Below are 23,229 nucleotides of genomic sequence, written 5' to 3' on the forward strand. Positions count from 1 at the left end.
AATGCATATTGAAGAATTCCGGGACTATTGCCTAGCCAAGAAAGGCGTTACAGAATCCTTTCCTTTCGATGAACATACATTGGTTTTTAAGGTAATGGGCAAGATGTTTGCCGTTTCCGGATTGGAACGCACTCCGGCTCAAGCCAACCTAAAATGCGATCCCGAACGGTCCGAAGAACTTAGAGCCGAATATGATGGGCTCATTATTCCGGGATGGCATATGAACAAGCATCATTGGAATACGGTCATGATAGAAAGCAATCTTCCACATACGCTCATATTCGAACTTATCGATCATTCCTACGATCTTATTGTGAGCAAGCTTCCCAAAAAAGTAAAAGCAGAATTAGAAAATTTATAGATGAAGTCCAAACGGGAGCTACGCGAGTTTTACCAAGCAGAACACCAAAAGAATCAGGAGGCCGCAGATGCCTTAAAGAAGAAAGTATTGTATTCGAGTGCCTTGAGGTTTTCGGTATTCTTGCTGGTTGTCTTTCTCTGTTATGTGAATTGGGGGCAACCCGAAACAATTCTCATTTCACTCCTAGTGGGTGCCATCGCATTTATTTGGCTTATACGACGCCATGACGGTCTTAAGAAAAAGCGAGCCTATCGCAAGGCCATTGTTGAGATCAATAAAAGGGAATTGTCGATTCTGGAGGGAAATTTCCATACGCAACCCGAAGGGAATGAATACAAAAATCCCGAGCACTTTTACAGTCAGGATATTGATTTGTTTGGACGGGGTTCCTTTTACCAATACCTGAATAGAACTGCTTTGGAAAGTGGATCCAAACGGTTAGCAGGGATACTCACGGCCAATGAATGTTCCGAAATTCCAACGAAACAGGAAGCCATTAAGGAACTCAAGGATATTCCACAATGGCGACAACAATTTTCTGCATTGGCTTCCTTGGTTAAGGTGGAAGTGAAGGCCGAGAGGGTAGTACGTTGGTTAGATGAATACGAAGGCTTCGTCCCGAAACGATTTAAGGTCTTATCCGTATTCTTTTCTGTAATCTCATTAGTGTTGATAGCACTTTTCTTTACGAGTAATATATCGGGGACCATCGTAACCGTCTGGTTTTTCTTAGGACTGGGTATTATTGGGATGTTCCTGAAGAAAATAAATAAACTGGTTTCGGATACTTCTCAAATTCAAACCACTTTCGAGCAGTTTTACCAACTTTTAGAGAAGATCGAAGGACAGGAGTTTTCTTCGGAATTGCTGAAAACAAAAAAGGAAAGCATCATCAACAACACCGAAAGAGCCTCTTCCATTTTAAAGCGTTTTTCGAAGTTACTGGATGCATTGGACCAGCGAAGCAATATGATTGTAGGGATTTTTGCCAATGGATTCCTACTGCGGGATCTTTGGGTAGCTCGTAATATCGAACAGTGGATACGCGAGCACCACGAAGAAGTGGGGAAATGGTTCGAGGTCATTTCCTTTTTCGATGCCCATAACAGTTTGGGGAACTATGCCTTTAACCATCCCAAACATACCTTTCCCACGATTGAGGAAGACAAGGAAGTATTGCACAGCGAAAAAGCCTGTCACCCGCTTATTCGTGAAGAGGTGGCTGTGGCGAATGACTTCAAAATTGACAAGGAACAATTCTACATCATCACGGGAGCGAATATGGCTGGAAAGAGTACCTTTTTACGCACCGTTGCGCTGCAAATTGTCATGGCCAATGTAGGTTTACCCATTTGTGCCGAGTCGTCGCGTTATACACCCATAAAGCTAATTACGAGCATGCGCACTACCGATAGTCTTACCAAAGATGAGTCGTATTTCTTTAGCGAATTAAAACGACTTAAATACATCGTAGATCATATACAAACCAATCGTTATTTTATTATTCTGGATGAAATCCTGAAGGGCACCAACAGTACCGACAAGGCCATAGGATCCCGTAAGTTCGTGGACAAATTAGTGCGATCGCATTCTACAGGAATCATTGCTACCCATGACCTCAGTCTTTGTGAAGCTGCCGATTCCTTGGAGCAGGTGGAGAATTACTATTTCGATGCTGTGATCAAGGATGACGAGCTCTTTTTCGATTATATGCTGAGAAAGGGCATCTGTCAGAACATGAATGCTTCCTTTTTACTTAGGAATATGGGTATTGTGGACGACTAACGCACAATCTTACTTCGATATTGAAAAGGGGTTTCCCTTATGAGTCCCTTAAAGATTCTGTTGAAATTTGAAATATTACGGAAGCCACTTTGTTCGGCTACTTCGGCCACGCTCATTTCCGGTTGTTCCTTCAACAATTTGCAGGCCTCTTCCACCCGAATCTCATTCAGGAAGGACATATAGGTTTTACGGGTTCGGTTTTTGAAGTACTTACAGAACGCATTTGGGGTCATGGCCGCTTCCTTTGCAATGGCATCCAAAGTGATCTTATCCCTAAAATGTTCCATAGTGTATTGAAAAACGGCGTTCATTCGTTGTCCTTCGTTGTCTGTGTATTTAGTGGGGCCGTCACTGGTGTAGAAAGAGGACAGGACTTCATATTTACCCGCGTTCACACGTTTCAGTAGTTGAAGGAACAATAGGAATCGGTCCAGTTTTGAAGCCTTTTGAAGGGATTCAAAAATATCGATGATCCCTTTCGATGGTTGGGTGATCTTAAAACCATTTTCCGCCTTCCGAAAAAAGGAAATGAGCGATTTCAATTCTTCAATCTTGAAAAACTCGGAACCAAAGGAATCTGGGGTAAAAAACACGGAAAGCATATGGCATTGCCCATGTCCTTCGGAATTGTTCTTAAAAACGTGCGGCAAATTTCCACCCAAAACAACCACGTCACCAGTTTCGAATCGATTGAGTGTATCCCCAACAATCAAAGAGCCCTTTCCCTGTTTTATGTAGCTTATCTGAAATTCTTCATGCTGGTGTAACAGCCCGTAGAACGTGTCTGTCAAGTCCTCCTGTAGAAGGATGGTATCCTTGCCAGACTTCACAATAGTAAATGGTAAAACTTTCATTTTTGTTGAAATATTATTCAAATATCATGAATATTATGCGAATTATAGCAAAATAGTATCATAATTGAATAATACATCATTATCAGCACATGCCATTATCCTATACTTTTGAAGTAAAATTTTATCCTTATGAAATTCGAATGGAAAGGCGTTATGCCAGCAGTGACTACGAAGTTCACCAATGAAGATACCTTAGATATCCCGTTGTTCCTTCATAATATAGATGCCCAAGTGGACGCAGGTGCCCATGGGATCGTTTTGGGAGGTACTTTGGGAGAAGCCAGTACCCTCGAAGATGACGAAAAACGCATCCTAACTCGGGAGACGGTGCAAAGGGTGAACGGTAAGGTTCCTGTTATGATGAACATTGCCGAACAAACCACGAAAGGAGCCATTGCAGCGGCCCAAAAAGCCGAAGAGGATGGAGCATCTGGACTTATGATGTTGCCGCCTATGCGTTATAAGGCTGGAGATCGTGAAACCGTGGAGTATTTTAAGGCAGTAGCCAATAATACCTCATTACCTATTATGGTATATAACAATCCTGTTGATTACAAGATTGAAGTTACCTTAGATATGTTCGAAGAATTATTGAAGTGCGACAATATCGAAGCCGTAAAGGAATCTACTCGGGACATCTCTAACGTAACCCGAATTAAAAACACCTTTGGGGATCGCCTTAAAATCATGTGCGGGGTAGATACTTTGGCATTAGAAAGTCTATTGATGGGTGCCGATGGTTGGATTGCAGGCCTGGTATGTGCATTTCCCAGAGAAACTGTAGCCATTTACGAATTGCAAAAGGCCGGTAGGATACAGGAAGCCGTTGCTATTTACCGTTGGTTCCTTCCCTTGTTGGAGTTGGATATTAACCCTAAATTAGTACAGAACATTAAACTGGCCGAAGTCGCTACGGAACTAGGATCCGAAACCGTTCGTGCGCCTAGATTACCTCTAGTTGGAAAAGAACGCGAGCATGTTTTGGCCGTGATAGAAGAAGGATTAAAAACAAGACCACAATTACCCAATTATAAGAATCTATAATGTTAGAAATACGACCCACATGCGAGCATTGCAATAAAGCGCTTCCCTATGATAGTGAAGAGGCTAGGATTTGCACCTTCGAATGCACCTACTGTGCCGATTGCGCAGAAAACATTTTAAAAGGTGTTTGCCCTAATTGCGGGGGGAATTTTGAGAAACGCCCCATTAGACCAGCACGTCTTTTGGAGAAATACCCCGTGTCCGAAAAAGTCGTATACAAACCCGTGGATGTGGAAGCCCATCTTGAACGAATAAAAAATACAGAATGACAGGAAAGAACTATATAGGATTTCAATTGAGTGCCAAAGGGGAAACCACCTATCGCACCTTTAATCCCAAAACCAATACGGAAAACTCGGCGCTGTTTACTGAGGCCAACGATCATGAAATCGAAAGTGCAGTAGCGTTGGCAGCCGAGGCCTTTCCGGTGTTTAAGAACTTACCGGGAGCCAAAAGAGCGGCATTTTTACGTGCCATAGCCGACGAAATTTTGGCGCTGGATGATACACTGGTGCAAACCTATTGTAACGAAACAGGATTACCCGAGGGCCGAGCAAAAGGTGAGCGCGGTCGAACGGTAGGACAACTCCGTATGTTTGCCGATCTCATAGAAACAGAAGATTGGAGACAACCTACAATCGATACTGCAATTCCAGACCGACAACCCATGCCGAAACCAGATTTACGTCAGTTTCTTATCCCTCTAGGCCCAGTCGTGGTGTTTGGAGCGAGTAATTTTCCGTTGGCCTATTCTACGGCAGGCGGGGATACGGCCAGTGCTTTGGCAGCAGGATGCCCAGTCATAGTAAAATCGCACCCAATGCATGCCGGAACAGGTGAGTTGGTGGCTTCGGCCATCGCAAAGGCCGCCGAAAAAACAGGAATGCCCAATGGAGTATTCTCAAACCTAAATAGTGCTGGAATTGAGGTGGGACAAAAATTGGTACAACATCCAAAAGTGAAGGCGGTTGGATTTACAGGAAGTATCCGAGGTGGGCGTGCTCTGTTCGATTTGGCTGGTCAACGCGAAGAACCCATACCTGTATTCGCGGAAATGGGAAGTATTAATCCTGTGGTGATCACTTCCAACGCTCTAAAAAATAGAAGTGCTGAGATCGCGTCGACCTATGCAAGTTCCATTACCTTGGGAACCGGACAATTCTGCACCAATCCCGGATTAATCCTTGGGATTGAAAGTCCCGAACTTTCACAATTTGTAGAAGATTTAGGAAGCAAAACCAGTGAAATCGATGCCCAGTGCATGTTGCATCCCAACATTCACCAAGCCTACGAGGCAAATGGAGCAGCCGTGTCCAGTCAGGCGAACACCGAAGTAGTAGCGGTACACGACGGACCCGTTTCAGAAAATTATGCCCAATCCAAGATTACAACAACTTCGGGAGCGGCTTTTCTTCAAAATAAGAAGCTTCACACCGAAGTGTTTGGTCCTTTTTCATTGGTAGTTCAGTGCAAGGATGAATCTGAATTGTTGCGGGTGATTTCTGGATTGGAAGGTCAGTTGACGGGAACCATCATTGCAGAGCCGGATGAATACAGGCAATTAGAACCCGTTATCGATACGCTTCAGGATCGTGTAGGGCGCATTATCTTTAATGGCGTGCCGACAGGTGTTGAGGTGTGCGATGCCATGACGCATGGGGGGCCTTATCCAGCGAGTACGGACAGTCGCTTTACAGCAGTGGGGAATCACTCAATCAAGCGCTGGGCACGACCTTTTAGCTATCAGGACTTCCCTGAAGAATTACTGCCCTCGTTCCTAAAATAAACGGTATGATACGTTCCTTATTCATATTGGCTTTCTGTTTCTTGGGTACTCAGTTAGTGGCTCAGAGTACTTCAGAACAGTTGGCCACCATCATCAAAACGGTTGAAGAACACGAAGGATACGACACCAAGAAACATCCCATGGGTTTGTTTACCCGTGCCTATTTTAAAGCGGAAGCAGATTTTGCCAAATCCCAATTGGAGGAATTAAAATCCATAGCAGCGAACGAACTTTCGGAAACTGAATCTATCTCTTTGGAAATGCTGAAGTTCCTCCTACAAGATCGAATTCATTATTACGAATTCGATAGATATTTGAACCCTTTGTTGTCCGATTCTGGTTTCCATGCAGGTTTTCCTTATATGGTGCGACCCTTGGCCAACTATAAGCAGGTTATTTCGTATTTGAATAAGCTGAATGCCATTCCGGAAGTGGTGGATAATTACCTGCCCTTACTTCGTGAAGGTTTGGAAAAGGGAATGTCACAGCCCCGTGTGATTTTTAAGGGATACGAATCCAGCTACGATTCGCACATTGTAGATAATTACGAAGACAGTTTCTTCTACGGACCTTTCAGGAGTCTACCAGAATCCCTTTCCGAGACACAAAAGGATTCCGTCTTAACGGCCGCAAAAGAGGTTATTTCGGAAAAAGTGGTGCCTCAATTTAGGAGAATCAAGAAATTCTTCGAAGAAGAGTACCTTCCTAAGACTAGGACGACTATCGGGGTTTCCGAAACACCAAACGGGCGCGACTATTATCAGAATAGAATCAATTACTACACGACCAGTACCCAGTATTCGGCAGATGATATTCACCAAATAGGTTTGGGCGAAGTGGCCCGCATTAAAAAGGAAATGCATAAGATTATTGAGGAATTGGAGTTTGAAGGCAGCTTTGCCGATTTCCTGAAATTTCTCCGAACCGATCCTCAGTTCTATGTAGATACTCCAGAAGCATTACTGATGCACGCCCGGGATATGGCCAAGCGAGCCGATGCCCAATTGCCTAAATTTTTCAAAACCTTACCGAGGAAACCCTATGGGGTCGCTCCTGTGCCTGATGCCATAGCGCCCAAGTATACCGGAGGACGCTATATTGGAACTAGTAAAAACAGCACCGATCCGGGATATTATTGGGTGAATACCTATGACCTTCCTAGCCGACCTTTATACACACTGCCTGCATTAACCGTGCATGAAGCGGTCCCTGGACATCATTTACAAGGAAGCCTTAATAACGAACTGGGCGATAGTATCCCTCAATTCAGAAAAAACACCTATTTGTCGGCTTACGGAGAAGGATGGGGATTGTACACCGAATACCTAGCCGCCGAGATGGGAATGTACACTACGCCCTATGAACGATTCGGGCAACTCACCTATGAAATGTGGCGTGCCTGCCGATTGGTTGTAGACACAGGCATTCATGCCAAAGGCTGGACTCGGGAGCAAGTGGTAGATTTTATGGCTTCCAATACGGCACTTTCCTTACATGAGGTAAATACTGAAACTGACCGTTATATTTCTTGGCCGGGACAAGCCTTATCCTATAAGATTGGGGAACTTAAAATACGGGAACTCCGAAAAAAGGCAGAAAAGGAATTAGGAGCTAAGTTCGATATTCGAGAGTTTCACGAGGTGATTTTGGAACAAGGAACCGTGACACTCTCCATTTTGGAACGACGTATTAATGCATATATCGAAAAAACAAAGAATGGGTCGTAGTATATTTCATTGCATAGACGGCCACACATGTGGAAACCCTGTTCGAGTGGTGACCACGGGACATCCTCCCTTGAAAGGGAAGTCCATGAGCGAAAAGCGACAACATTTTTTAAAGGAATACGATTGGATTAGAAAGGGGCTTATGTACGAACCCCGAGGCCACGATATGATGAGTGGCAGTTTCTTTTTCGAGCCCCAATTTCCCGAAAATGACTTCGGAATACTCTTTATTGAAACCTCAGGATGCCTGCCTATGTGTGGGCACGGAACGATTGGAGCGATCACCATTGCCATAGAAGAAGATTTGATACAGCCCAAAACCCCGGGAAAGATCCGAATGGAAACCCCAGCTGGTTTGGTCCAAATTGAATATGAGGAGAACAACGGAAAGGTGGCTTGGGTAAAATTAAAAAATGTAGCGTCCTATTTGGCGGCCGAAGGCCTCACGGTAGAATGCCCGGAATTGGGCGAAATCACTTTCGATGTTGCCTATGGCGGAAACTTCTATGCCATTGTAGATCCCCAAGAAAATTTCAGTGGGATTCAGGATTATACAGCCAGTAAACTCATTCAATTCTCTCAAGTGGTACGAAAACGGATCAATGAAAAGTATCCCGATTACTTCATCCATCCAGAAGACGAAACCATTCGGGATGTGAGTCATATGGAATGGACGGGAACCCCTATTCACGAGACTTCTACAGCTAGAAATGCCGTTTTTTATGGCGATAAGGCCATCGACCGCTCTCCATGTGGCACGGGAACTTCGGCACGTATGGCACAATTACATGCCAAGGGAAAACTGAAAATGGGAGAGCCTTTTATCCATGAAAGTTTTATAGGTTCTACCTTTGAAGGATGTATAGAAGCAGAAACTGAAATCGGAGGTAAGAAAGCCATCATCCCATCCATAAAGGGCTGGGCCAAGGTGTATGGTTATAATAGTATTACCATCGATCCGGATGATGATCCGTATGCCTATGGATTTCAAGTAATTTAAGGAAGTCGATTAAACGGTTAAACAACTCAACATCTAAACATAACATCTCATTAAAAAAACACAAAGCATTAAGTCATTCACTCATTAATTCATTAAATCATTGAAAAGAGTAATAGTCATCGGCGGCGGCATAATAGGACTTTGTTCGGCCTACTATCTTCGAAAGGAAGGCCATGAGGTGATTGTGATCGATAAGTCCAAAATGAATGGCGGTGCCTCGTACGTAAATGCCGGATATATTACACCGAGCCATATCATTCCACTTTCTGCTCCTGGGATGATTACCAAAGGACTAAAATGGATGCTGAATCCGTCAAGCCCCTTTTACGTGAAACCCCGAATGGATATGGAGTTCTTGAAATGGGGTTGGGCGTTTAAGAAGTCGGCTAAGAAGGAGAAGGTAAACAGGGCCATTCCCATTATAAAGGATATCAATTTGTTTAGTCGTGAGCTCTATGAAGAAATGAAGACTTCCGATGAATTCAACTTTCACTACGAGCGGAACGGATTGCTAATGCTATGCAAAACCGAAAAGGCACTCGAAGAAGAATGGGAGGTAGGGAAAAAGGCTATTTCTACAGGATTGAATGTAGTTGAGTTGAACAAAGAACAAACCCAAAAGTACGAACCCGATATTGACTTGGATATCATAGGATCCGTCTACTTCGATTGCGATGCTCACATGACACCTTCAGAATTCATGGGGAATATGAAGGCGTATTTGGAAAAAATTGGGGTCCAATTTTGCCTGGAAGAAGAAGTGAAGGATATTGAAGTCTCCGAGGGAAAAATATCTGAAGTAATCACTTCAAAACAAAAAATTTCTTGTGAAGAGGTCGTTCTAGCCGCAGGTGCCTGGAGTCCTATGCTCGTGAAGAAATTGGGATTGAAAATTCCAATTCAGGCAGGTAAAGGATACAGAATCAATGTAGAGCGAACCACAGGAATTAAAACACCTGCTATTTTGGTCGAGGCCAAAGTCGCCGTAACGCCTATGAGCGGCTTTACCCGATTTGCAGGAACCATGGAGATCGGTAGTATAAATCACAAGATTAGTCCAGTACGGGTAAATGCCATTGCCCAAGCCGCTTCTCAATACTACTCGGGAGTAGAGATTACCCAAGAAGAAAAGGAAAATGCAGCTTGCGGACTTCGTCCATGCACACCCGATGGTCTTCCTTTCATTGGACGTTCCTCAAAATGTGATAACTTAACGGTGGCTACAGGCCATGCAATGATGGGATGGAGTTTAGGTCCTGCAACGGGCAAATTGGTTTCTGAAATTATTTCAGAAAAGAAGCTCTCCATGCCCATAGACGCGTTTCACCCCGACAGAAGTTATTGATATGAGATACCCGAAAATCCCTAATTCGTTGTTCCAAAATAATCGTGAAGCCTTCACAGCAAGAATGAAGGATAATACCATTGCCATTCTTGCCTCTAACGATGTAAAACATACCAATACGGATGACGTAATGGGTTTTGCCCAAAACAACGACCTCTTTTACCTTTCGGGGATCGATCAAGAAAATACGACTTTGGTTTTGTATCCCGATGCGCACAAACCCGAAAATCGTGTCATTCTTTTTATTCAAGAAGGTAATGCACATTCCAAACAATGGGACGGAGAGAAATTGACGAAAGAGGGAGCGACAGATATTTCCGGAATTAAAAGGGTGGAATGGCAAAGTGATTTCGAAAAAGTGCTGCAATACATGGCTTTCGAAGCTGATGGGCTCTATCTAGGACACAATGAACACAAAAAACGTGTGACCAAAGATCAGCAAACGAAGCAGGATCGGATGATTGCTTGGTGCAAGCAGAAGTATCCCTTGCATGAGTATCATAGGGCCGCCAAAATAACGCGGGAATTGCGCCCGGTGAAATCACAAGTGGAAATTGACCTCATTCAAAAGGCGGTCGATATCAGTGTTGCTTCTTTCGATCGTGTGTTGAAGAACTGCAAACCTGGCATAAAGGAATATGAATTGGAAGCGGAGCTTACCTATAACTTGGTAAAATCCGGTGCTACCAGACATGCTTTTAAGCCCATAGTTGCTTCCGGAAAGAATGCCTGCGTATTGCACTACAATGAGAATAGCGCCATTTGCCAAGATGGAGACATGATCCTGATGGATTTCGGCGTGTGCTATGCCAATTACAATAGCGATACCACGAGATGTTTTCCCGTAAGCGGAACCTTTTCACCGCGCCAAAAGGAAGTATATGCTGCAGTACTTCACTGTTTACAAGAAGGAAGCAAGTTGTTGCAAGTGGGAACCCTTCCTGAGGATTATGAGAAGGAGATGGCCCAATTGGTAGAAGCACAATTGATTCAATTGGGATTGCTTTCTGAATCTGAGGTGAAGACCCAAGATCCCGATACTCCTCTATACAAGAAATACTTCATGCACGGCACGGCTCATTACATTGGGTTGGATGTACACGACGTGGGATTGTACAATCGCCCCTTCGAAGCTGGGATGGTCCTTACCTGCGAACCTGGCATTTACATTCCCGAAGAAGGGATTGGTTGTCGGTTAGAAAATGACTACCTCATTACTGCCGACGCTAACATCAACTTATCGGCAGCCATGCCCATAGAGATCGATGAGATCGAAGCTATAATGCGCCAAAATACGTAGGCTATTTCAACCAACTATCTATAATGCTATAGATTCTCACTCGGTCTTCTTCGGAAAAGGTTTTTATCCGAGTAGTATGGTCTCCTTTTTCCTTTACGAATTTGTAGAGTTCCCGTTTTTCCGCACCATTCACTAAGTCTACCGCAGTGGCGCTCCATGCATCGTATTCACCATAGATAAATAGCATTTTCTCTGCCGAAGTGTCCAAAAACGATTTGATTTCCTGCATGGGCTTTAGGTTGTATTCCTTGGTGATTCCATCGGGAAAAGCCCAGTCGAATTTCAGCACTTCCTCGGTACCCATGTATTCTTTGAAAGGTGCCGTTTCATAGCCGTAGATGCCTTGTTCGGTAAGGGCTGCCCAGAAATAAGGCTGTAGACTCTCTACCGATTTCGATTCGAAGAAGCCGTAGCCTACTACATCGATGAGGTGTTTGTAGATCTCAGCCGGAGTCGCATTACTGCTTGGTATGCTAGAAGTCTTGGCACCCCATTGCCAAAAGGCGAAGGAATATTCAAGAATACTATAATCGAGTGCATTTTCTTCCCCAAATTCCCACGACATTCCTCTTTCCTTAGCTGTGTCCTTTAGTATTTGCAATAGTGCTCCTCGGTTCTGAAAACACAGTTCCTGAAATGCCTTGATTTGGGTTCTTTCTTCGGCGGTTCCCACATTAGCCAAGAAGGAATATACACGTGGATCTTCTCTTTGATAATTCAGTGGACCTACATAACAAACGGAAGCATCTACATTGTTGGGAAAGTACCTACGATGTGCCATGGTGGTTTGGCAACCTTTGGAGATTCCCGTGGTAATAAACTTGGCATTTGGGTAAATTGCCTTTCTAATGGCATTTATGATGATGGCTTGGTCCTTCGCGGCATTTTCTACCGTAAGGGTATTCCAATCTATTTCCTTAGGTCTCGAATAATTGAAATATCTGTGCTCTACCGTGAGCTGGTTTCCCCGATAATGATTGGCCAGTTCCCCTGCCTTTTCACTAAAAATGCCATATCCCTGCAATTCCACAAAAACTGGTAGACTCTCATTTTCAAACCCCAAATATACTTTTTGAAGAAAGGTGCCTTTACTGGCATCATTATGATCTACGGGTTGCTTAAACCAGATTTCATAGTTCTCGTCGAAATGGCTAATAGCTTCGCGTTTTTCGATGCGGACCACATTATCTATGGAAGCAATCTTTTCGAAAGTGGATTTAGGGGTAATGAGAGTATCTACTTTCTGCGTAGTTCCACAACCTACTACCAACAGAAAGAGTAAGGCTGGTAGAATGTATTTAAGTCTTGACATGTTGATCTAGTTTAATGAGGTTTTAATTGTAGTTTATGAAGACATATCGGCCACAATTTTCCATTCGCCATCAATCTTTTTGAAAATGATCAGGAAATTACCATTGGCATCGCCCACACTTCGTTTTAGGTGATATTGCCCCATCACCCAATAACTATTTTCTTCAATTTTGGAGATATCGTCTATGATAAAGCTTAAGGTACCGCTGTGTTCTTTGGTAGGATATCCTTTTTTGTAATTCGCAAGCGTCTGATCCCATCCTTTGGTGAGTCCGCGACTGCCGTAGAACTTAAGGGAATCGCTTTTCCAGTATCCTTGCATAAAACCTTCCAAGTCATTTTGCGACCATGCCTTTTCTTGGGTTTTCATCACGGCTAGAATGGCTTTTTTGTCTTCAGCTTCAGTGGTTTGTGCCGAACATGAAGTAAAAAGCACTATGCAGCATAGAAAAAATAGCTTTTTCATTTTGAGTGTATTTTGGGTTGAATAGTAAATGAATAGGTATATGTTTTGTCAGCGGGAATGGTATACTCTTCATGGACCAACCGTCCCCAAGAAGTATCACCTCCAACGCCCATCTGAAGATAATCAATATTCCATTGCACCACATCACTTATCTTAATATCGGCCCCGTGCTTCTTGGTTACGGGAACTAAGCCAGAGGCAGATTGCGCCCCTTCATCACTGGTAAAGTCTAATTCGGTCATGGAAAAAGGCCAAGCACTGGTGTTGAACAAGGTGTTGGCAGTAGCTTTAAGGGTATAGGAATTTGAACTCACTTCCGCCCAACGTACATCCGTTTTATTCCCTGTTTCCTGAGGACGCGAATAGCGATGGAAACCATCCACTATGCTATGCGAATGGACTCCTATTTTCTGCCCCGTCTTGCGGTCCCAATAACTTTCATCGGGTCCTTTGCCGTACCATTTTAAACTTTCCATAGTATCGGAAAGTGTAAGGTACATCCCCAATCTAGGAATATTGGGAAGGTCGTCTTTCAAGGGTTTAAAATTATATTGAACGGACAAGCTACCGTCAGAAATAAGGGTATATGCTACAGAGGTTTCAGCAATCATTTCGGGAAGGGTATAGGTCACCTCAAAATGAATTCCTTCAGGCCTTTCCCTAGGTAATTGTTTGAGGGTAGCGGTGTAATTATAGGTAGCGTTTTGCCAAACCTGCGCCCATGTGTCCATGCCATTACCCAGATCATTGTCCGTGGGAGGCCGCCAAAAGTTAGGTCGAAGAGGTTCATTAGTGATTTCTTTTCCTTCTAGCATCCAAGATGAAATCTCACCGGTTTTGGAATCTATTTTCAATTCCGCAAGACCGATAGAAAGGACAAAGTCATTTTCATTTTGCTGAATTGTTAGATCATTGGTAATCGCATTTTCTGAAGGAAACGCTTTAGATTGAATAATAAACTGATCCCATCCCAATTCATGACCTTTCGGAATCATACTTGAATCCTCTTTTTGAAGAAGTCTTACCTCCAAAATATATTCCGAATCATCCGTGAGATAGGTTTCCAATGTAGGAATTCTGAAGGTGTTCTTTTCTTGTGGGCCAACGTCAATGGAAATGTCGTATTTGGATGTTACGAGACTTCCATCTTTTAATAACGCATAGGCAATCACACAATCCGAAAAATCCTTAAAGAAGTTTTTGTTCTCTACTTCGACCACGCCATAGCCCAAATAATCGAATTGAACGGGTTCATATACTTTCTTTACTTCCGATAAATGGGGATGCGGATTTCGGTACGGATCTACCAGACCGTTGTTTAGAAAATTACCGTCGGTCGGTAAATTGGGATGGTAATCGTGACCATAGGCCAAATAAGGTTTGCCATTTTCGTCTTTGTATTCCAAACTTTGATCTACCCAATCCCAAATATATCCTCCCTGAAGGTTAGGATATTTTTCAATGATATCCCAATAATCCTGAAGATTCCCAACCGAATTCCCCATGGCATGACAGTATTCGATCATGATCGAGGGTTTATCTGAATTGCTTTGCGCATGATCTATTAAATATTGAGGTTTCGGATACATGGGACAGTATAGATCTGTATAATCTTCTTTCCCGGCAGGTTCGTATTGCACAATCCGGGAAGGATCCTGCTCCTTGAGCCATTGATAGGTCCTTCTGAAGATTTCACCTTCGCCCGCTTCATTCCCCAAGGACCAAGAATAGATAGAAGGATGATTTCGGTCCCTGAAGAACATACGTTGTGTGCGGGCTAAGTGTGCTGGATACCAAGATAATTCGTTCCCAATTTGCGTCTCTTCCGAAATGGCCAACGGATGACTTTCTATATTGGCTTCATCTACTACGTAGAGGCCATACTTATCGCATAAATTCAACCAATAAGGATCATTGGGATAATGTGCAGATCGAACGGCATTGATGTTGTTCTGTTTCATGAGGCGAATGTCCCGTTCCATGGATTCTTTGGACACCACATGGCCTGTAAAAGGATCGGTTTCATGCCTGTCCACTCCTTTAAAATAGACCGCTTTACCATTAATCAGTACTTGCCCCTCTTTTATTTCTACCCTTTTAAAACCGATATGTTGGGTAACGTACTGATTGTTTTGTGTGTTTTCGGAGTCTTCCATAGCTATCCGCACGGTATAAAGATTGGGAATTTCGGCAGACCAGTGCTTTACGGTATCCAAAAGGGCATTAGAACGTAGTTCATAGATGGAATTTGGCGGTATTTGTGCGACTTGGGTGGTTTGAAAAAGTGACTTGTTTCTATCCCAGATTTCGATGGAAATCGTACGGGACACTTCCTTAGAATCATCATTTTTTAGATACACGCTTCCTTGAAAAACGCCAGTGGTGTAGGAGTCATCTAAAGAGGCTTTTAAATAGAAGTCTAAAATATGGACTTTGGGTCGGGTATAGAGATACACGTCCCGTTCTATACCACTCATTCGCAGCATGTCCTGACTTTCTAAATAGCTGGAGTCGCTCCAACGGAACATTTGCAGGGCAATAAGGTTTTCTCCAGGAGTCAAATATTCGGTAATGTTGAATTCGGCCGGGGTTTTACTGCCTTGGGAATAACCAATATATCTCCCGTTAATGTAAAGGTACATGGCCGATTTTGCACCGGCAAAGTGAAGAATGATATCTTCTTGCAAAAAAGATTCGGAGAGGGTGATGGTTTTTCGGTATGTACCCGCCGGATTGTAATCGGTTGGGGCGTCCGGCCATTGGGTGTTAAATGGATATCGCTCGTCCAGATAGATGGGTCTCCCAAAACCTGCTACTTCCCAATTGGCAGGAACTGGAATTTCATCCCATTCGGAATCATCGTAATCACTATGTTGAAAGGTTGTTGGCCGCTCTTTCGGATCTTTCACCCAATGGAATTTCCAAGGACCGTTGAGGTTCATAAAACGCTTCGAAGCTTCCTTTTCACTAAGATCTTCAGTTTCGAAAGCAAAAAAGCTGGCATGAGGCGAAAGCTTATGTTCTTCAAAAATTTCGTGATTGTAATGATAGGTCTGCTTGGCAACAGGCTCCAAACCGATATTATTGCAAGCCATAACCGCTAGCAATGCCCATCCGAATATGAATTGTTTTGCCTTCATACTTGCATGAAATCTTCGGAGAGTATCTTTTTCAGAAAAAATAGGAGACTTTCAGCATTTTCTAAATTGAAAACTAAAGGGGGCTTTATTTTCAATACATTATGATCAGGTCCGTCAGTGCTCATCAAGATACCGTGTTCCTTCATACGATTGGCCAAATAATCGGTTTGGTCTGCCAAGGGATGCAAGTGGGCATTGACCAATTCAATTCCCAAGAACAATCCTTGACCCCTAACATCTCCAATAATGGGATGTTCTTCGGCCAGTTTTTTCAGCCCTTCTTTTAAGTAATTCCCCACGTTCAGCGCATTTTCCTGTAGCTTTTCCTGTTTTACGGTTCTTAATACGGTAGCGGCAATGGCACAGGAAACGGGGTTTCCACCAAAGGTGTTGAAGTATTCCATTCCGTTGGCAAATTTCTCTGCCACTTCTTGGGTACAAGCTACTGCTGCTACGGGATGCCCATTTCCCAAGGGTTTTCCAATGGTGACAATATCTGGAACAACATCATGCAGTTGGAATCCCCAAAAAGTGCTTCCCATCCGGCCACATCCGGTCTGTACTTCGTCCGAAATACACAATCCACCAGCCGCACGTACACGATCATAAGCACTCGCTAAAAACCCTTCGGGCAATTCTACCTGACCCCCACAGGAAATAATGGGTTCTATAATGAAAGCGCCTACTTTTCGGCCTTTATTTTCTATGGTTTCAATTTGTTTTTGAACTTCTTCGGCGTACATACCTGCAGCATCCTCATCCCTGTATTTTCCCCGAAACGTATCCGGTAAGGGGATGATATGCGTGTGTTCTGGAGCTCCCTTCCCGCCTTTACCATCGAATTTATAAGAACTAATATCAATGCACATATTGGCGTTTCCGTGATACCCCACTTCTGAAGCGATGATATCCCTTTGTCCGGTTGCTGCTTTGACCATTCGTATGGCCAATTCGTTGGCTTCACTTCCCGAATTCACAAAATGCATCACACTCAACTCGGGAGGTAAGGTTTCCAATAGCTCCTGTGCTAGGGCATTGATGTTTTCATGTAGATAGCGGGAATTGGTGTTGAGCAATGCCATTTGTCGCTGTCCGGCTTTTACCACCTCAAAATGTTCATGGCCTACATGGGCCACATTGTTTACTGTATCCAGGTATTTTCGACCGTGCTGATCCATAAGGTACTGTCCTGCCCCGCGCACCATTTTAATGGGTTTTTTGTACTGAAGACTTAGGCTTTTTCCTAGGTGTTGTTTCCTATAATCAATAAGGTCTTCATTGGTTGTTTTGGAAGCACTTTCCAATGCTTTGCTTTTGAAAAGCAGATTGGGGTTTGGGCAAATGGATTTCCAAATATCCAATTCACTGTAATAGGCTACTCCCGGAAAATCTGTCGTATATCCGAACAGTGAAAGCATGACCTGAAAATGCAGATGGGGTGCCCAATTCCCGTTTTCTGGATAGTTCCCTAAATAGGCAATGCGATCTCCTTTTTTAATAGTGTCACCCACATTATGCCAAGTGGCACTGGCAACGGTTAAGTGTCCGTAAAGAGTATAGAATTCATGATCCTCAAAACGATGCTTTAGGACCACCAAACCACCGTATTCTTTATCACCTTCGTCATTTACGGCAATAACCACTTCACCATCGAAAAGGGCATGTATTGCAGTTTCTTCCGGCAGCCAAAAATCGATCCCAAGGTGAATAGTTCTGTTTTCTGGGCCACGATTTCCCATACGACCGTAGGTGGACGAAGTATAAAGTGCGCGCGGTTCTAAATAACCTCCGGCGATGATCTGGTCGGGGACTTCCTTCTGCAGTTGATCTATTTTGAACTGAAAATAATCCAGATTGTTGAACTCCTCTTGATGCCCTGTCCAAGTACTCGAGACACTAAGGTCTAAATGGTGTGCCTCAATTCGGTTCATTGTTGGAAAAAGATCGGCCAAGGAGAACTGTTGTTGAGTAGCCCAATCTTTGAAAGCCTGTTCATTGGGATGTGGATGCAGACCACAAGCCGACCTAAACGTCTGATGGGCAAAATCCGGATGAGTTTCATGCCACTTTTTCAGAACATCCCAAGCCGGTTTTTCACTCACTAAAAGATATTCATTATCGGGTTCCGTCACCTTATTCATGGCCGATTTGGTCACCGAAATAATAAGTCGCATGGCAATACAATCGTATAGGAACTTCAGTTCTTTTTCTTGCAACGGAAATTCGGAATGATATCCGCTTACAATAGACAAGGCAGCTTCCAACGGATTATTAGTACCCATAATTCCATAGGCACAGGCGATGGCCAAATCGTTAATCGTTTGGGTGTGTATGGCGTCTCCATAATCGATAGCCGCGATGACCTGAGGATTCAGCAGGTCTTCTGAAACTACTACATTATTATCATTGGCATCGTTATGTACAATACCTTTTCTCAGGTTTTCGTAGTCCGGATAGGTACTTTCGAACCGTTCCTGAAAAAAGGAAACAATTTCCCTTTCAGTAGGACCGAAAAGCGCAAGATGGTCCTTTGTCCAAAGCGATTGTGCTACGTCCCATTCAAAATCACGTTGACCCATGGAGTGATCGAAACCAGAAAGGGTAGTGGTTAATTTTCCACAAAGCGCACCCAATTCTTGGCGGAGGGAATCCAAATGTGGATTAACACCACTCCATAATCTCCCTTCAATCCAGCTTAGTAAGCGAACATACCGCAGGTTACCTTGGTCGTCATGGTAGGAAGCAATGATTCGATTTTCTTTGTCTTTGATTACTCTTGGAGCTACTAAATTGGAGGATTGATTTTCCAAATGAAGCAGTAATTGCTGCTGAAAATCTAAAAGCTCCAAATCCTCTTCGGGTCGGGATACCTTAAGAATGTATCCGGGACCTTCTTCGGTTCGTATTCTGAAATTGAAGTCCCTTTCGCCAGGCAGTGGTTTTGCACTTCCAGAAAGGCCATATAAGGAAAGCAAAATGCCTTCTGCTTGTGTTGGGGATATTTTTAGGGCTTGGTAGTTCATTCTTCTTGGGTTAGTAACATGATTAGATGTGCGGCACTCCAACTGAAATTTTTGGCATAAAGGCCTTCACCCGTTAGGGGATGATAATTTTCCCGAATGGGAACTCCCTTTTCCATAAGACCGGAAGCACCTGCTATAATGGTCTTTGTAGCATTATCCGCTTCTTCCTGAAAGCCGTAATTTCTGAGTCCTTTTACTCCAAAATAGGCCTGATCCAACCAATTGGGGCCTCTCCAATAGCCTTTTAACGGATTGAACTTTTCATGATCTGCACTCATGGTCTGAAAAGGAACCTTGGTAAAGAACTTACTTGTGTCCATCATTTTCTCTTTAACAGCTTCCGCTTGTTCTTGTGTGGCAGCTTTGGCCCAAAGGGCCGTCCAACCTTCACTTCCTTCTCCTTTTATGAATTCGGTTCCTTCTAAGTTGGTGTCGTAAAACCACCCATCTACGGCATCGTAAAATTGACGTTGAATCCGTTCTTTTAACGCTTCAGCTTCCTTTCTCAGTCCCTCGGCATCATCCAATTTATCTAAGGCCTCCGCTAAGTTCGCAAGAAATAGTTTCTCCGCATACAAATAGGCATTAAGATCTACACTTTCTTGATTCATGGAATAGGCCTGTGGCCCATTTTTCAGCATCTCTGTGTTGTCGAAACGAATGGCATTGTCCATACCGCTTTCCCATTTGGCAGCTATCAGGCTTCCATCGGTAGAGCCGTATTCGCAGATGCCATCTTGGTCGTGATCCCTTTCGCGATACCACCATTCGTGATAATTTTTCAGTTTGGGATACATTCGGCCTACGAACTCTAAGTCTTGATCATTTTCAAAAACCTTGGCTACAGCCCATGCAGCGAGTGGAGGCTTGGTATCCCTATAATTGTGATTCTCGATCAAAGTATCTCGAAACACACAATCGGCCACGAAACCATTTTCATTTTGAAAATCGAACATGAGTTCAATCTGTTCCTTGGCAAGGCGATTGTCATACTGAGAGAGTCCAACAGCGTGTTTCCACGAGTCCCAGGACCAAAACCCATTGAACCATTTGTAGTGGTAACTGGGAAAGAGTCCTTCGTGTTTGATTTCCCCAGCGGGGATTCGCCAATTATTCTGAAGGGTGAGTTGGGCTTTGGCAAGCACTTGTTTGTAGATAGAATCTTTAAAATTGGGTCGTAACTGCTTAGTCAATTTCGAAAGCTGGTCGTCTTTTTCTTTTTCCCTAGCGTTCAATACCGAATCGAAGGAAATATTACTAAGCAATTGCTTTTCCTCTTCCCAAGAATATTCAGGAAAGATAAAGGAGACCGAAATTGTAATTTTTTTGTGCTCCCATGGTTTTATTTCCGCCTCAGGAACATCAATAGCAAAGGAAGTCTCTCCAAGCATACGCGTATTGGTATGCTGTTCATGCACGGTAATGTAAGCAATAGCGGGACCGTTTGTAGAGATGATTTGAATGCCATCTTCAAAGGGTATTGGAATGAGTCCTATGGAAAATAGATCGCTCTGTATAGAAAAATAGAGAGGGAGTTTTTGTTCGGTTCTATTTACGATTTTGGTTTCTATCAAAGCCGTATGCCCAGAAAGAAAAACCAATTTTTGATCTACGGAAAGGGAGTCGTTTTTATATTTGGTTGCTAAATGACTACTGAAGCTCTTTTGATTAAGTCGGTCTTTCTCCCAATCTATAAGGTTTTTGCCACCACTTCCAGATAGGATGGTTTTTAATAGGGATTTACTGGACCAGATACCATTTTGCTGGGTCATCAAGAATGGGCCTGAAAATCCACCTGAAGGTGAGAGGCTATCTTGAAGTCCAAAGGCGAACCAAGCACCTTGGTCGGAAAACATAAGCCCGTTTTTGTCCATAGAGTCCTTGGGCGTGATTCTATAGTCCAAAACATTCTTGCTCAAACGTAAATGATCGAAAGAAGGGGTTTTGGAATCTTCTCTTTTCTCTTGACAACTTACTAAGATGCCAAAGACTATAATTATGCAAATAATATGCTTCATGGGCTACCTTAAAATAAATCCGTGTTTCATAGGGTCCTTTGGGTCAATAATAAAGGTGTGGTGTCCTGTGATATGGGCCGTGCCTTCTACTTGTGGAATTACTGCCTCAAAAGGCCCAAAAGTCGTTTCGGATACAACCGATCCATTAAAAACAGAGCCCGTAATACTTTCAATGCTCATGGTTTCGCCCAACGCAATTTCTTTTCTTGCCGAGTGAATCGCCATTCGGCCAGAAACCCCGGAACCCGTGGGGCAACGATCTACTTCACCTTCGGCAAAAATGCACACATTCTTACTGTCGTTTCCGTTGGGTTGTTTCGTATTGTCTACGAAGATGGTTCCGTACAAAAAGCTCAAATCCCTTTCCAAAGGATGGATGATATCCGTATCCCTTGCTGAAACGGCTCTCTTAATGTCCATTCCTGCCTTAATAAGATCATTATAGGATGAAGTGTCTAGATCGAAATCGAAAGAATTCTTGGCCATATCCACGTAGGCATAGTAAGCTCCGCCATAAGCTAGATCGTAGGTGATGGTTTCCAACCCTGGGATTTCAATGGTTCGATCCAAAGCCAAAACAAAACTCGGAACACAATGAAATCGAACGCCAGAAACCTGTCCTTCTTTCACGAAGATATAAGAGAGGATTCTTCCACAGGGAGCATCTATTTTTAAGAGATTATCTCCCTCTTTCACATCGATCCATTGCATTTCAACAGCTAAGGTAGAAATGGCAATGATGGCATGGCCACACATGGTAGAATAGCCTTCGTTATGTAGGAAAAGAATACCAAAATCGCCTTCTTCATCGTTTGGAGGCACCAATAAACAGCCGTACATATCGGCATGGCCTCTCGGTTCGAGCATAAGGGCCGTTCGTAAGTGATCGTAGTTTTCTTTGCAATAGTTGCGATACTCTAATACCGAGTTGCCTTTCAGTTCTGGAAAGCCTTCCAAAATAACCCGCAAAGACTCACCTCCCGTATGCATGTCTATGGTCTTGATATGTAATCCGTCGGTTTTTATTTCCGAAAGATTAGATTGCATAATGTTCTCGTAGGTATTCTTAGGCATGGGTCATTTTTTTGTAATAATAGTTGGCAGCGGCTAGATCTTCGATAGCGTGTCCTACTGATTTAAACAATGTGATTTCATCATCATGAGTTCTTCCTTCTTTTGCATTGGAACACAATTCGAAAAGGTCGCTTTGTATGGCTTCACGTTTCAGAATCCCGTTCTGCATGGGAATGACAATATCCCCACTTTCGTTCAATCCCTGATAGGTATCTACATGCACCGACGCCTTCTCTATAGTGACATCATCCGCTTCCCGCATATTCGGTTTGTAGGCTCCTACCAAATCTATGTGTTGTCCAGGTCTGAGATATTTTCCCAAAACCAATGGTGTGGCCGATAGGGTCGCGCAAGATATGATGGACACTTCCGAAATCTTTTCTTCAATGGTTTGAATGGGTTCGGCTTGAATGCCTAGCGGTTTAAGTTTCTCACTCAGCGCTTCTGCCTTCTTGTAATTTCTTCCCCAGAGGTACACCTGTTTTATATTGCGCACACTGGCATGTGCTTGAATTAAGTTAGAAGCAAGAGCTCCTGTTCCTATCATTAATAGGGAATCGGCATTTTTGTTCGATAGAAAAGTAGATGCCAATGCTGAAGCGGCGGCCGTACGTTTGGCCGTAAGGCTTTTGGCGTCTATGATGGCCTTCACCACACCCGTACTCGCCTCCATATGAATATAAACCCCCTGAACGGAAGGAAGCCCTACTTTATCATTGTCAGGATTTACGGTAACCACTTTTACCCCTGCACTTCCCGAAGGATCCCAAGCTGGCATGAGGAGAAGGGTCGTATCCTTATCGGAAGATGCGTTTTGAAAATCGTGATGGTGCCTTTTGGGAATGCTAATCCCCGATTGGGTAAAGTGCGACTTCAAGGCCTGAATTAAGGAAGGGAAATGGGTGTTCTCTTCAATAAAATGAGCGTCTATTTGAAGAAGGGATTGCATCATTTCAAAAATAAGTAAATCCCCAGATGTAATATCAGATTAATAC

At 43.5% G+C, this 23,229-nt stretch carries 17 protein-coding genes; 9 read left to right on the plus strand and 8 right to left on the minus strand.

Going from position 1 to position 23,229, the window contains the following annotated elements; translation table 11 throughout:
* The first annotated feature begins 1 nt into the window (after position 1).
* The gene (locus POV27_RS02330) at positions 2-361 is read left to right on the plus strand and encodes an MmcQ/YjbR family DNA-binding protein (RefSeq protein WP_272861124.1); all 360 of its coding nucleotides are present in this window, start codon (positions 2-4) and stop codon (positions 359-361) included.
* Complete coding sequence (locus POV27_RS02335) at positions 362-2,146, plus strand: MutS-related protein (protein WP_272861125.1); 1,785 nt, start codon at positions 362-364, stop codon at positions 2,144-2,146.
* Here the strand turns inward: POV27_RS02335 and POV27_RS02340 are convergent.
* Positions 2,143-3,000, minus strand: coding sequence for an AraC family transcriptional regulator (locus POV27_RS02340; RefSeq protein ID WP_272861126.1), 858 nt, complete (start codon positions 2,998-3,000; stop codon positions 2,143-2,145). The two genes, POV27_RS02335 and POV27_RS02340, sit on opposite strands and share 4 nt — an antisense overlap.
* Before the next feature lie 129 nt (positions 3,001-3,129).
* Between POV27_RS02340 and POV27_RS02345 the strand changes: the two genes are divergently transcribed.
* The 7 genes from POV27_RS02345 (at position 3,130) to POV27_RS02375 (ending at position 11,202) form a co-directional block, all read left to right on the plus strand.
* On the plus strand, positions 3,130-4,044 hold the full coding sequence (locus POV27_RS02345; protein ID WP_272861127.1) for a dihydrodipicolinate synthase family protein: 915 nt from the start codon (positions 3,130-3,132) through the stop codon (positions 4,042-4,044).
* Positions 4,044-4,313 carry a DUF1272 domain-containing protein gene (locus tag POV27_RS02350; RefSeq protein ID WP_272861128.1) on the plus strand — a complete coding sequence of 90 codons (270 nt, stop codon included), beginning with the start codon at positions 4,044-4,046 and terminating at the stop codon, positions 4,311-4,313. The genes POV27_RS02345 and POV27_RS02350 overlap by 1 nt, the downstream gene beginning before the upstream one ends.
* Entirely contained in the window at positions 4,310-5,830 is a 1,521-nt protein-coding gene (locus tag POV27_RS02355) for an aldehyde dehydrogenase (NADP(+)) (protein WP_272861129.1), read from the plus strand. Before POV27_RS02350 ends, POV27_RS02355 begins: the two co-directional genes overlap by 4 nt.
* A gap of 5 nt (positions 5,831-5,835) precedes the next feature.
* The gene (locus tag POV27_RS02360) at positions 5,836-7,557 is read left to right on the plus strand and encodes a DUF885 domain-containing protein (RefSeq protein WP_272861130.1); all 1,722 of its coding nucleotides are present in this window, start codon (positions 5,836-5,838) and stop codon (positions 7,555-7,557) included.
* Positions 7,547-8,557: a 4-hydroxyproline epimerase gene (locus tag POV27_RS02365; protein ID WP_272861131.1), complete on the plus strand. Its 1,011-nt coding sequence runs from the start codon at positions 7,547-7,549 to the stop codon at positions 8,555-8,557. Before POV27_RS02360 ends, POV27_RS02365 begins: the two co-directional genes overlap by 11 nt.
* A 100-nt stretch (positions 8,558-8,657) precedes the next feature.
* Entirely contained in the window at positions 8,658-9,902 is a 1,245-nt protein-coding gene (locus tag POV27_RS02370) for an NAD(P)/FAD-dependent oxidoreductase (protein WP_272861132.1), read from the plus strand.
* 1 nt (position 9,903) lies between these two features.
* Positions 9,904-11,202 carry an aminopeptidase P family protein gene (locus tag POV27_RS02375; RefSeq protein WP_272861133.1) on the plus strand — a complete coding sequence of 433 codons (1,299 nt, stop codon included), beginning with the start codon at positions 9,904-9,906 and terminating at the stop codon, positions 11,200-11,202.
* Between the two features lies 1 nt (position 11,203).
* Here the strand turns inward: POV27_RS02375 and POV27_RS02380 are convergent, their stop codons facing one another.
* The 7 genes from POV27_RS02380 to lhpI are packed head-to-tail and all read right to left on the minus strand — an operon-like array spanning position 11,204 to position 23,186.
* Complete coding sequence (locus POV27_RS02380) at positions 11,204-12,514, minus strand: S28 family serine protease (RefSeq protein ID WP_272861134.1); 1,311 nt, start codon at positions 12,512-12,514, stop codon at positions 11,204-11,206.
* Between the two features lie 33 nt (positions 12,515-12,547).
* Entirely contained in the window at positions 12,548-12,979 is a 432-nt protein-coding gene (locus POV27_RS02385; RefSeq protein WP_272861135.1) for a YybH family protein, read from the minus strand.
* On the minus strand, positions 12,976-16,119 hold the full coding sequence (gene lacZ / locus POV27_RS02390; RefSeq protein WP_272861136.1) for a beta-galactosidase, LacZ type: 3,144 nt from the start codon (positions 16,117-16,119) through the stop codon (positions 12,976-12,978). Before lacZ ends, POV27_RS02385 begins: the two co-directional genes overlap by 4 nt.
* Positions 16,116-19,142 carry an aminotransferase class III-fold pyridoxal phosphate-dependent enzyme gene (locus tag POV27_RS02395; protein WP_272861137.1) on the minus strand — a complete coding sequence of 1,009 codons (3,027 nt, stop codon included), beginning with the start codon at positions 19,140-19,142 and terminating at the stop codon, positions 16,116-16,118. Before POV27_RS02395 ends, lacZ begins: the two co-directional genes overlap by 4 nt.
* A complete protein-coding gene (locus POV27_RS02400) occupies positions 19,139-21,160 on the minus strand; it encodes an MGH1-like glycoside hydrolase domain-containing protein (protein WP_272861138.1) in 2,022 nt (673 codons plus the stop codon). Before POV27_RS02400 ends, POV27_RS02395 begins: the two co-directional genes overlap by 4 nt.
* Before the next feature lie 3 nt (positions 21,161-21,163).
* Positions 21,164-22,234: a proline racemase family protein gene (locus tag POV27_RS02405; RefSeq protein ID WP_272861139.1), complete on the minus strand. Its 1,071-nt coding sequence runs from the start codon at positions 22,232-22,234 to the stop codon at positions 21,164-21,166.
* Positions 22,227-23,186 carry a bifunctional Delta(1)-pyrroline-2-carboxylate/Delta(1)-piperideine-2-carboxylate reductase gene (gene lhpI / locus POV27_RS02410; protein ID WP_272861140.1) on the minus strand — a complete coding sequence of 320 codons (960 nt, stop codon included), beginning with the start codon at positions 23,184-23,186 and terminating at the stop codon, positions 22,227-22,229. Before lhpI ends, POV27_RS02405 begins: the two co-directional genes overlap by 8 nt.
* Between the last annotated feature and the right edge of the window lie 43 nt (positions 23,187-23,229).

This window comes from Aureisphaera galaxeae, from assembly GCF_028561275.1.
GTDB classification, from domain to species: Bacteria; Bacteroidota; Bacteroidia; order Flavobacteriales; family Flavobacteriaceae; genus Aureisphaera; species Aureisphaera galaxeae.

Excerpts from the sequence above, each read along its gene's own strand:
- POV27_RS02330 (WP_272861124.1), top strand. The coding sequence starts at position 2 with ATGCATATTGAAGAATTCCGGGACTATTGCCTAGCCAAGAAAGGCGTT.
- POV27_RS02335 (WP_272861125.1), top strand. The coding sequence starts at position 362 with ATGAAGTCCAAACGGGAGCTACGCGAGTTTTACCAAGCAGAACACCAA.
- POV27_RS02340 (WP_272861126.1), bottom strand. The coding sequence starts at position 3,000 with ATGAAAGTTTTACCATTTACTATTGTGAAGTCTGGCAAGGATACCATC.
- POV27_RS02345 (WP_272861127.1), top strand. The coding sequence starts at position 3,130 with ATGAAATTCGAATGGAAAGGCGTTATGCCAGCAGTGACTACGAAGTTC.
- POV27_RS02350 (WP_272861128.1), top strand. The coding sequence starts at position 4,044 with ATGTTAGAAATACGACCCACATGCGAGCATTGCAATAAAGCGCTTCCC.
- POV27_RS02355 (WP_272861129.1), top strand. The coding sequence starts at position 4,310 with ATGACAGGAAAGAACTATATAGGATTTCAATTGAGTGCCAAAGGGGAA.
- POV27_RS02360 (WP_272861130.1), top strand. The coding sequence starts at position 5,836 with ATGATACGTTCCTTATTCATATTGGCTTTCTGTTTCTTGGGTACTCAG.
- POV27_RS02365 (WP_272861131.1), top strand. The coding sequence starts at position 7,547 with ATGGGTCGTAGTATATTTCATTGCATAGACGGCCACACATGTGGAAAC.
- POV27_RS02375 (WP_272861133.1), top strand. The coding sequence starts at position 9,904 with ATGAGATACCCGAAAATCCCTAATTCGTTGTTCCAAAATAATCGTGAA.
- POV27_RS02380 (WP_272861134.1), bottom strand. The coding sequence starts at position 12,514 with ATGTCAAGACTTAAATACATTCTACCAGCCTTACTCTTTCTGTTGGTA.
- POV27_RS02385 (WP_272861135.1), bottom strand. The coding sequence starts at position 12,979 with ATGAAAAAGCTATTTTTTCTATGCTGCATAGTGCTTTTTACTTCATGT.
- lacZ (WP_272861136.1), bottom strand. The coding sequence starts at position 16,119 with ATGAAGGCAAAACAATTCATATTCGGATGGGCATTGCTAGCGGTTATG.
- POV27_RS02395 (WP_272861137.1), bottom strand. The coding sequence starts at position 19,142 with ATGAACTACCAAGCCCTAAAAATATCCCCAACACAAGCAGAAGGCATT.
- POV27_RS02400 (WP_272861138.1), bottom strand. The coding sequence starts at position 21,160 with ATGAAGCATATTATTTGCATAATTATAGTCTTTGGCATCTTAGTAAGT.
- POV27_RS02405 (WP_272861139.1), bottom strand. The coding sequence starts at position 22,234 with ATGCCTAAGAATACCTACGAGAACATTATGCAATCTAATCTTTCGGAA.
- lhpI (WP_272861140.1), bottom strand. The coding sequence starts at position 23,186 with ATGATGCAATCCCTTCTTCAAATAGACGCTCATTTTATTGAAGAGAAC.